The organism is Candidatus Neomarinimicrobiota bacterium (assembly GCA_041862535.1).
Classification (GTDB): domain Bacteria; phylum Fidelibacterota; class Marinisomatia; order SCGC-AAA003-L08; family TS1B11.
Genome location: JBGVTM010000115.1, coordinates 1 through 9441 on the forward strand (window position 1 = coordinate 1; position 9441 = coordinate 9441).

General features: G+C 57.2%; 11 protein-coding genes. 3 read left to right on the plus strand and 8 right to left on the minus strand.

Going from position 1 to position 9441, the window contains the following annotated elements:
* The 4 genes from ACETWG_04310 to ACETWG_04325 all read right to left on the minus strand — a co-directional run.
* The coding region (locus ACETWG_04310; GenBank protein MFB0515814.1) for a GntP family permease at nt 1-713 on the minus strand (713 nt) is incomplete at its 3' end.
* A 332-nt stretch (nt 714-1045) separates the two neighbouring features.
* The gene (locus ACETWG_04315; protein ID MFB0515815.1) at nt 1046-1627 is read right to left on the minus strand and encodes a peptidylprolyl isomerase; all 582 of its coding nucleotides are present in this window, start codon (nt 1625-1627) and stop codon (nt 1046-1048) included.
* 186 nt (nt 1628-1813) lie between these two features.
* Nucleotides 1814-2356 (minus strand): lipocalin family protein, encoded by a 543-nt coding sequence (locus ACETWG_04320; GenBank protein ID MFB0515816.1) that lies wholly within the window; start codon nt 2354-2356, stop codon nt 1814-1816.
* A gap of 251 nt (nt 2357-2607) precedes the next feature.
* On the minus strand, nt 2608-4938 hold the full coding sequence (locus tag ACETWG_04325) for a DUF5916 domain-containing protein (GenBank protein MFB0515817.1): 2331 nt from the start codon (nt 4936-4938) through the stop codon (nt 2608-2610).
* Nucleotides 4939-5439: 501 nt separating this feature from the next.
* Between ACETWG_04325 and ACETWG_04330 the strand changes: the two genes are divergently transcribed.
* Complete coding sequence (locus tag ACETWG_04330) at nt 5440-6915, plus strand: tetratricopeptide repeat protein (GenBank protein MFB0515818.1); 1476 nt, start codon at nt 5440-5442, stop codon at nt 6913-6915.
* Between the two features lie 54 nt (nt 6916-6969).
* Here ACETWG_04330 and ACETWG_04335 read toward each other — a convergent pair whose 3' ends face one another.
* The 4 genes from ACETWG_04335 to ACETWG_04350 are packed head-to-tail and all read right to left on the minus strand — an operon-like array spanning nt 6970 to nt 8327.
* Nucleotides 6970-7500: a hypothetical protein gene (locus ACETWG_04335; GenBank protein ID MFB0515819.1), complete on the minus strand. Its 531-nt coding sequence runs from the start codon at nt 7498-7500 to the stop codon at nt 6970-6972.
* Nucleotides 7488-7751 carry a hypothetical protein gene (locus tag ACETWG_04340; GenBank protein ID MFB0515820.1) on the minus strand — a complete coding sequence of 88 codons (264 nt, stop codon included), beginning with the start codon at nt 7749-7751 and terminating at the stop codon, nt 7488-7490. The genes ACETWG_04335 and ACETWG_04340 overlap by 13 nt, the downstream gene beginning before the upstream one ends.
* 6 nt (nt 7752-7757) lie before the next feature.
* Entirely contained in the window at nt 7758-8078 is a 321-nt protein-coding gene (locus ACETWG_04345; GenBank protein ID MFB0515821.1) for a hypothetical protein, read from the minus strand.
* Nucleotides 8079-8093: 15 nt separating this feature from the next.
* A complete protein-coding gene (locus ACETWG_04350; GenBank protein ID MFB0515822.1) occupies nt 8094-8327 on the minus strand; it encodes a hypothetical protein in 234 nt (77 codons plus the stop codon).
* Between the two features lie 300 nt (nt 8328-8627).
* Here ACETWG_04350 and ACETWG_04355 point away from each other — a divergent pair, with 300 nt between their 5' ends.
* Both ACETWG_04355 and ACETWG_04360 read left to right on the plus strand, forming a co-directional pair.
* Nucleotides 8628-8981 carry a hypothetical protein gene (locus tag ACETWG_04355; protein ID MFB0515823.1) on the plus strand — a complete coding sequence of 118 codons (354 nt, stop codon included), beginning with the start codon at nt 8628-8630 and terminating at the stop codon, nt 8979-8981.
* Nucleotides 8982-9104: 123 nt separating this feature from the next.
* Nucleotides 9105-9441: energy transducer TonB (locus ACETWG_04360; GenBank protein MFB0515824.1), on the plus strand; the 337-nt coding region annotated here is incomplete at its 3' end.

Genomic DNA, 9441 nt, shown 5'->3' on the forward strand with positions numbered 1-9441 from the left:
GCAAAGGACCTTAAGGCGCCAGGCATTGCCGGAGTATCAGTCTGGTCATCGTCATCGCCCGCTACTGAGTCATCATCCTCGCCCTCAATGACGATAGACTTGCCGATGCGCAGCGCCCACCAATAGCCGATCAGAAGCACAGGCACTGACGTAACGAGACCGATCCAGATCACCGTGCCGAGATAATCGGAGGCACCAAGGTTCCCGGCGGCGGCGATCGGTCCCGGTGTAGGCGGCACGAGCGTATGCGTGGCATAAAGCCCGGATGCCAGAGCGACCGTCATGGTGGCCAGCGGGACCTGGGCCCTCTTTGCAACGGCCTTGTTCAATCTCGAAAGGATGACGAAGCCCGAATCACAGAAGACGGGGATGCTGACGATAGCGCCGATCAGCGACATGGCCAGGGAGGGACGATTTCTACCTACCACGCGCAGGATTACGTCGGCCATCTTGAGCGCACCGCCGGATTTCTCCAGAACCGTGCCGATGATGGTCCCGAAAATAATCACCAGTCCGATATAGCCCATCAAACTGCCAAAGCCTTCGGTAATTGAGGCAATGATCTGTTGCAGGGGCATCTTTACCGTCAAGCCCACCCCGAACGATGCAATAAGCAAGGCCAGGAAAGGGTGCAGTTTCAGGATCGAAACCAGGATGATTATGCCGATTATCGCCCCGATTAGAATGGGAATAAGTATCAGTCCCTCAAGCATTACCAAAGGTCTCCATTGTGCTGATTCTCGGACCCGGTGTGACCTGGTCACCTGATTCGGGTGGAAAATGCCACGGAAGGCAGCTGCACGGGTTGTGGGCTACCGTAGGTGCCGGCATGACCGGTTCCCAGGGAGAAGTATAAATACAATTGAGCTTCGGGAAAGCACCAGGCCGAATATAGGGCCTTCGAATATCATTGTGGAAACGCTGAGATCGGCTGCCAGGCTGCGAATAGAGGTGAACCGACTCCCATAGATTGAGACGCCCCAGGAAGCGTCATCCCCATTTCGCTTCCGGCCCTGTTCCTGCCAGCAGCGTGAGGAATCCAGCCCTACGGGACTCTGGCAATGGTGATGATCTTTATCGGCGGATTGAGTTTCTGTTTCTCGGCCGGCTGCCGGTGTATTTTTCGCACCAGCTCCATGCCCTCAACGACTCTACCGAAGGCGGCGAATCCCTGGCCGTCCGGGTTCCGGGCCCCGCCGAAGTCCAGCTCGGGCTGGTCACCGATACAGATGAAGAACTCGGAAGTGGCCGTCCCCGGCTCATTCCGGGCCATGGAAATAATCCCATCACGATGCAGAATCCCCGTTATTTCGGTCGTTTCATGCTCGATGGGCGTATGCATCCTCTCCTCCGATAACAGCCCACCCTGGATCACCGCTATTTTGACCTCATCGTCCGGTTGGTTATCCATTCGCACCACCCGGTAGAAGGAGGCCTCATCAAAGCAGCCGCCCTCAACGTAGCTCAGGAAGTTGGCCGATGTGATGGGTGCCCGGTCCTGGTAGATCTCAACCTTGATATCCCCCAACTCCGTGCTGATAACCACCTGCGGATGGTCTGCTGCCCGTCGGCAGGTAACGATAAGCACGACTGGAATCATCAGCAGGAAAGCCCAACAGAGCTTCATAATCGCTCCTCACGTGAGGTGGGGTTGCTGGCGTATTTGCCGGGAAGGTAGTTCCCAACCGCCGGGGATCAAAGCTTCGTCACACCTGCGTTACCCTAGTTTGATAGCCCGGGAATGCCCTGAGTCAATGACACCGGTGCGGCGGAAACGCGGAGTATGTTGTTCGTCAACCTTAAATCTACCGATCTACCAGTCTTGCGGCACCCGGTACAGGCGGCTGACGTCAAAACCATGTTGCTGAGCCATGGTTACCAGCCGGTCATAGAGTTCCGGCTCCATCTGCGGCTGCCGGCCCAGGATCCAGAGATATTTCCAGGAGGAGCTGGTGACGATGGCGTACTGGTATTCCACCGCGTCGAGGGCAATGATGCGGTAATCGGCGGCGAAGGGCCAGAAAAAGCGCACCTTCAGCCGCGCGGGCACGGCCAGGTCCGGCACCCAGGCGATCCCCTTGATATCAGACGGTTTCCCCTGGAGCGAATGGCGGAACCCCTGGTTCCGCACCTCGATCCGGCCGTCTTCCAGCAAAGTATAGGTGGCGGTTACGTTCACCAGGTCCCGCTCGAAGCGGTGCGGAAAGCGGGCGATCTCGTACCAGCGCCCCGCGTATTTATTCAAATCCACGTGCTGGACCAGCGGAATCTGCCGGGGACTGTTCTTCTCCAGCAGGGCGCAGGATATTATCAATAACGGGATGCTAACGGTGATCAGAAGCAGACCTGTACGCATTTTGTTCCTTTCTGTAGTCAGGTGATCGTTATAAACGAGGAGCTCCCGGTTCACGAAAGCTTCCCCCTGTCTCCAATGCAGGAATGTACGATGAGTTTAGCACAAATCTAATACAGTTCTTCTCCCACGATGCAGACGTGCCGGGTGACGCTTTGCTGCTGTGCATGCGGAGCCTGTCGAAGCATGAAAAGAGAAGCCCGGGGCTGGCGCCGGGATCAGGTACGAATGGAACTACCCCAGCGGGTGGGAGCTCACCGGGCACTCCAGGCGAGCCGGGGCAGGAAAGTGATGGAATACTTCAGGAGGAAGGTTCGATTGCTGCTAGTCGGCAGGGCCGGCACTTCGCGCTGGCGATCAGTATTCAGATCTTCGTCGTACACTAGGTACAGGTCGGTTCCCTCCCGCGGATTGTAGCGCAGCCGCAGATTAATCCCGACGACGTTAACCTCACTGCTATACTGGACGAAGGCACTGGCGGAAAGCCTGGTATTGATGGTCGTCATTACCCGCAGGCGTGCGATCCGGGCGTCGAACTTCTGCTGGCGGTCGGGAAAGGCCACCCGGTTAATCTGGTATTCGCCGCTGAGCTCCAGAAAGCGTGATACCACCCAGGCCGGGTCAATGCCCAGCGACAGGCGCTCCCCATCGTAATAGGTGCCCAGATCAGCGTCCAGGCGAACGTGAAAAAGACTGCTTTGGGGAGTTGCCAGGAAAGCGTTCAGTTCGGCATACCGGTAATCGCCCGGCGGAACGTAGGTGCTGCTGTCCTCGGACAGGTAAAAGGTTTCCTGTATGCTTTCAAACGTCCATCCTATTCTCAGGAAGGCGAAGGCACCCTTCTTGGTGCTTATACGCCACTCCGGAGAGATCTCGACCGTTTCAACGGAGCGGTCGGCGTTCCGCCAGTATACGCCCAGGTCCAGGCCCGGCAGGTGATTGTAGATCCTGGAGTCCTGGCCGGGGTACCAGCCGTAGGTAGCCTGGGCCCCGAGTCGCGTCACATCCGATCTTTGCAGGAATCCGATGCCCGGTTCGTAATCGGCGCCGGAATATATCAGGTCCAGGTCATAGCCCAGACCCCGGTTGGTGCGCCGCTCCCAGGCGGTGCGTAGCCGCCCGGAAGCAATCGTCGGGCGGCCGCCGGTCATTTGGGCCAGTGTATCATCAAAGGTCTGGGCCCAGGTATAGGTAAAGTAGTCATCGCCGGAAATCCGTAGTATCCCGTCCAGGCCGTAGGCGTAGTTGTAACTGCCGTTGCGGCCGACCCGGCTGGTCAGTATTCCCCCTATGTAGGAGAAAGGATTGAGTACCCGCCGACGGAGACGCAGGATACCGAAATTCTCGGAGGGAATGATCACCGTAGAGTCGTTTTCATCGTAGAGCTCGCTCCGGGCTGTTTGCAGGTCCAGCAGGCCGAGATCCCATTCCCCGCTGCGACCAACCAGGCGAGTGCCTCCTATGATAGGCATGGTCCCATAATCGCAAAGCCCGATGCACCGGGAATAGAAAAGACGGCTCTGCCTTCCGGTGCTGAAATCAAACAGGCTGGCACGCTCCTGGAAGAAAAGGCGCTTTTCGGGGAAAAAGAGACTGAATCTGGTCAGGTTCACCCGTTCATCGTCCGCTTCCACCTGGGCGAAATCGGTGTTCACGGTGAAATCGAGCGTGAGGTTACTGGTGAGGCCATACTTGATATCCAGGCCCAGGTTCCGGACCGGATCGTCGCCCACCGGCTCGTAGGCGGTTTGGGCGCTGTTCAGCGCAAAGGAGCGGCTGCCTCCACCCAGGACATAGGGCGTGATGTAAAGCGGCTTCCGGCTGAAAATCCCCTCGAATACCACATCCTGGGCGATGGAGGGCTTTAATCGGCCCCGGTCCCACTTGGGGGGAATTGCCGGAAAAGATTGAAATTCGTTTTTACGGCCGATTTTGCGCCAGGTAATGAGTCCCATCACCACGCGGCCCTGCTGATCCTGGAAACGCAGGCTGGAGAAGGGTATGCGCATTTCTACAAACCAGCCCTCTTCATTTTGCAGAACCGCCACGTCCCAGAAACTGTTCCAGCTGCTATTCCACGGTCCCCCTCGATGGAATCCCTCGGCGTCGTTGACGACCACCGCATCGGAACGGCTGCCGGATGGATTCGTTAAAAAGACCAGCGCATTTTCATTATCGTTGAAAGTGTCCAGGATCAGGGCAAATTGGTCGTCGCTGCTGTTGCGGGCCAAGCCGTCTCGCACCAGCACGTTGCCTCTGATCCCGGCGGGATCAGTGTCATAGAACTGTCCGGCCGCATACAGGTATTCGTCGTCGTAACCGATGCGGATATCACTGCGTTCGGTAAGGAGACCTCCAAAAACCGGCTGCTGCATGGTAAGAGGCAGGGGTTCGATGGCTTCCCAGGCCGCCTCATCGCTAAGCCCATCAAACTGGATGGGGCCTGGCAGCCGGGATAAAACCACCGCGTCTACTGATTGGGCCCGAATCAGGCCAGCGGTGAGAAAAAGGAGTCCCACCACACACTGGAACACTGCCGGGCCCAGTCCTGGCGTACTGGTTTTGCCCGCAAGCACTATGCCCATCGGAATGGCCTCACACGCTTCCGATCAAATTGCGTCCGGTGTATTATCAATAATATGGGCGTACGTCCTCAAACCCTTTTAGACTACCATATTAAAACTAAAAGAGACCTAACCTCATTCCAAGCCATTCCAAAACCAGCTTCATTTCATTGCCCGGGTGGGGAATTTTCTCACAACCTGATTATGAAAAGCGAAGGCTGGAGCGACCTGTAGGGTGCCTGCAGTGTATTACGCCTGATCACTATTGCGCCCCCGTTATGCATTTTATAATTGGAATCGGCATAAATGCTGACAACCTTTAGGGCACGAACGAGGTCTTTGTGTTAAACGGTACCGGCTGGTATGGGCCGATGCTTGGCAATTGCCGACCAGATATATGGCCTACTCCGCTAGAGCCTTCTGAATGTTAAATTACGGGTTGTTTAGGTAGGAACGGGTTTTGAAAGGGAATAGATGATTCTTCTCAACGGTCACGCTTATCACAAGGCGGAATAATTCACTATGTCAAAGTTCCTGAAGTATACACGCACGCGTACCGTCTGGCTGCTGAAGCTGGCGCTGCCGGTTGTGTTGTTGATGGGCTGCGGGGCCCGTGGTGACATCCCTATAACCACCCCATCGGAAAAGGCACAGCAGATATTCCTGGATGCACGCCAGGCGTATGAAAATATTCGTCTCGTTGAGGCCAGAATACTCTTCTCGAAGGCCATCCGGAAGGATCCTGATTTCGCCCTGGCCTATCTGTATCTGGCCCGCAGCACTGATGATCCGGAGGAACGGGAATCGAGTATGAAACGGGCCGTAGCTCTTGAAAGCGGTGTCTCCAAGGGCGAGCAGCTGCTGATTGATGCTTACCGGGCCTATTTACTGGAGAGCAACCGGGAGCTATGGGGGAAGCGCATCCGGGAATTAGCGCGGAAATATCCCCGGGACAAACGGGCCAACCATGAACTGGGGATTGTATACTTCTACAATTATGACGAACTGGACAAGGCCATCACTTACTACCTCAAAGCCATTGCTATCGACGCAGACTATGCGCCGACCTATAACATGCTGGGCTATTCCTACCGCAGAAAAGGGGAATACGAGCAGGCGAAGGAAGCTTTTCAGAACTACATCCGCCTGATCCCCGATGAGCCCAATCCTTATGATTCCATGGCCGACCTGCTTACCAAAATGGGCCGCTTCGAGGAGGCCATTGATTATTACCAGATGGCTATAGAGCGGGATCCCACATTCACACCTTCGCAGGGCAAGACCGGGATCAACTTGGTTTTTATGGGCCGGTATGAGGATGGTCGTGCGGCTATTCAGACTGCCGTGGAGACTGCGGTAACGCCCTCGTATAAAATCATGGAGATGGGCCGGATTGCACGTTCATATATTTATGAGGGTGAGTATCAGAGAGCTCTCGCGCAGCTGGATACGGTTATTCAGGCAGCCGCTGCAGCGAACCTCCCGCAGTTTGTGGCCGACGGTCACCTTGCGAAATGCATCCTTCAAATTCAAAAGCAGGATATTGATGCGGCCGAGCAGAGCCTGGCCGCATGCCGGGAAATGATGCAAGCTACTGGCTTCCCGACCCTCGAAAGGCAAGCATTTGAGCGGGCCACACAACTGCGTGAGGCCTACATCGCCGCCAAACGCAAGCATTTTGAAGCCGCACTGGCCGGTGCCGCTCAGCTCAAAACTGACATCGAAGCCGGGCATAATCCGGATGAAATGAAAAATATTTATTTTCCCCTGATGGGACTGATCTACTTTGAACAGGGCTCTTATGAAAAAGCTATCGAATACTTTCAGCAAGCGGATCAGGAAAACCCGCTTATTCTTTACCACTATGGTCTGTCAGAGGCCGGCGCAGGCCATCAGGACCGAGCCGCCGAGCTCTATTACAAAGCCGCTCACTGGAACGAAGATTATTTTAGCTATGCCCTGGTGCGCGCCAAAGCCCTGGCGGCCATAAAGGATTAGCCCCCAGCCGCACCGTCCCCCCGCAACTGACAACAGACCACGGACTACAGACGGCTATAGGCTCTCGCCCGATTCCGCCAGCTGCGCCTCGATCTGAGCTAGGATCGCCCACTCACGCTTCCGCAGCACCGGCCCCAACACCTCGTCCTGGTACAAAATCTCCAGAATCGTATCCACCACCATCTCCAGATCGGACTTGCCGATAGCACCCTCCTGCGGCTGGGTCAGACCGTCAATCACCCGCTGCAGCGTCGCCAGCGACCGCACCGGCCCCTCCGCGCTCTTGAACTCCAGGCGACCCGAGGCGGCCAATATCTGCTCCCGCAGATCACGCAAATCTCCCAGCAGCCGGGCCGTCTCCAGGGCTCGGCTCTCATCGGCTAGCTTCTCCGTACGCTGCAGTACCTTAGCCCGGCGGGCCGACCAGCCATGCGCTCGCGCCCAGATGGCAATGGTGCTCTTGTCAGGCTGCACCCCGAAAGACTCCTGCAGCCACTGCACAATCTCCTCAAAGGACATGCCATGGCAGTACAGGCTGAAGGCCTCCTCCCGCACCTGATGGCCGTAGGTCATCACCGCAGCCACTCCACCAGGCACCTGATAAGCCGCGGCAACCCGGCACCTCCGCCCAGCACCGCCCCCACGACCATACCAGCCGCCAGCGTGCGCAAAGGGTGCTCCCGCATCAGGGCCACCAGACCCCACCGGCACTCGTTGACCCGGTGGTACCGGACATGCTCCAGCTGCCACTTGAGCACCTCCGCCCGGAAAGCGTGAAAACGGGCCTCCAGGCCGGCCAGGCGTCCCGCTGCTTCGGGACCGGCACCCCCGACCACGGGGCCCTACTCCTTGCGCAGGTGCTTCAAGGCCGCCGCGTCCGCTACCTTGCCCGCCAGGCGTACCCGTTCACGGAAGTACCCCAGCAGATCCTGCACCGCCTGCTGGAAAGTGTCATTCAGATCCCTCTCCTGATCGGTGGGATTCATCACCTCCAGCAGCTTCTCCAGCAGGGCCTTCTGCAGCTCCGCCTGGGCCTGCAGCGTCGCCAGCAGCTTCTCCACGTCCGGAGACTGCGCCTTCAGCAGCGCCGCCGACTCCTCCGCCAGCACCTTGATCGCCGCCAACTTCTCCAGCAACGTCGCGTGGGCTTTATCCGCCGCCATGATCTCAGCGCTCCTCTATTTTTTTGAACCTGCCTTGGACTTGGCTTCCGCCTCCATGGCCGCAATCGCCTTGCGGATGAAGACCGGCACCAGCGGCAGCACCACCGTCAGCACGAAGGTCAGCAACAGCTTCACCATCGGCGCCAGCGACAGAACCCCCTGGCTATGGGCCTGCAGCAGCAGCGCGCTCAACAGCGCCAGCCCCGACAGGATATACGTCCGCGTTCCAGGCTTGAAAAAGGGTATCATGATCTCACTCCTCTGCATACTTGCGTTTCCATTACATGGCAACATTACGCACAACAGATAGGCCTTGTCGTTCGCCTGGTGCGCCCAGTGCGCGAAACAGGCGCAAAACCGCCCGCTCAGCGGACCGATAGCGCTTTAAGCACCGCCAAACCGCCGCACTCCTCCCCCATCAGCAACTATCCGTTAATAAATACCACCCCCGAATAGTGGCAACCTTTTCCACCATAATCCCGTCTAAAAGGCAGATCGTGCGGGAAATGAACACAACAAGGGAGCACTTGAGCATAAGGATTCGGAAATATGAAACTCGTCAAAATCACCGTCCTTCCTCTGGCTGCCGCCCTGATTCTGGTGGGTGTGTTACTGGCTACAAAAGATTATTCCACCACTGAAACGCAGTTCTTTAGCCTTGGTTATACTATCTCGTGGGGCTCCCGGAGCTTTGATGAAGCCGTGTGGCTGGCGGTAGAAGCCATTGCCGTCATCGAGGAAAACCTGCCCGAAGAAGTGGACAACTTCCGGGTAGCGGTCCTCCCAACCGATTCGGCCTACAGCGTCGTATATGTAGACTTTAATCGCGCCGGCCTGAGGCAACTGAAAGCAGGCCAGGTCGCACCCGAAATCTTCATCCGCGAATATGTGTCCTTCCATTAACCTCCGCCGGAAGTCTCCTGCTCTCCGGTGGGCTGCCGACCTGGCGGGATCTGGAGTTTCACCAGCTACCGGAAAACAGCCCTGAGCTGAGACAGGTTCCATGCCGCTCAATCAAGCCGACAGATGAGTCCTGATAAAGACCTCCTGAACGAAGGCTACCCCCTGCGCATCCGGCTCATCGTAACCGGCTTGGTGCTGGTGCTGGCCGTGATTGCCCTCACCTTCCCCCGCTTCACATCCCGGATCAGATTTAATCCCCAGTCCTTCGAAGAAGTGGTGGAGACCTTCGACATCCCCCCCACCCGCCAGTTCGAGGCCCCACCACCTCCGGCCCGGCCCTCCATCCCGGTGGAATCCGAAAACGAGAACCTCGCCGAGGACATCACTATCGAGGAAACCGAGCTGGAAAATTTCGAGTGGGAAGCACCACCACCACCGCCAATTGAGGAAGGCCCGGTCG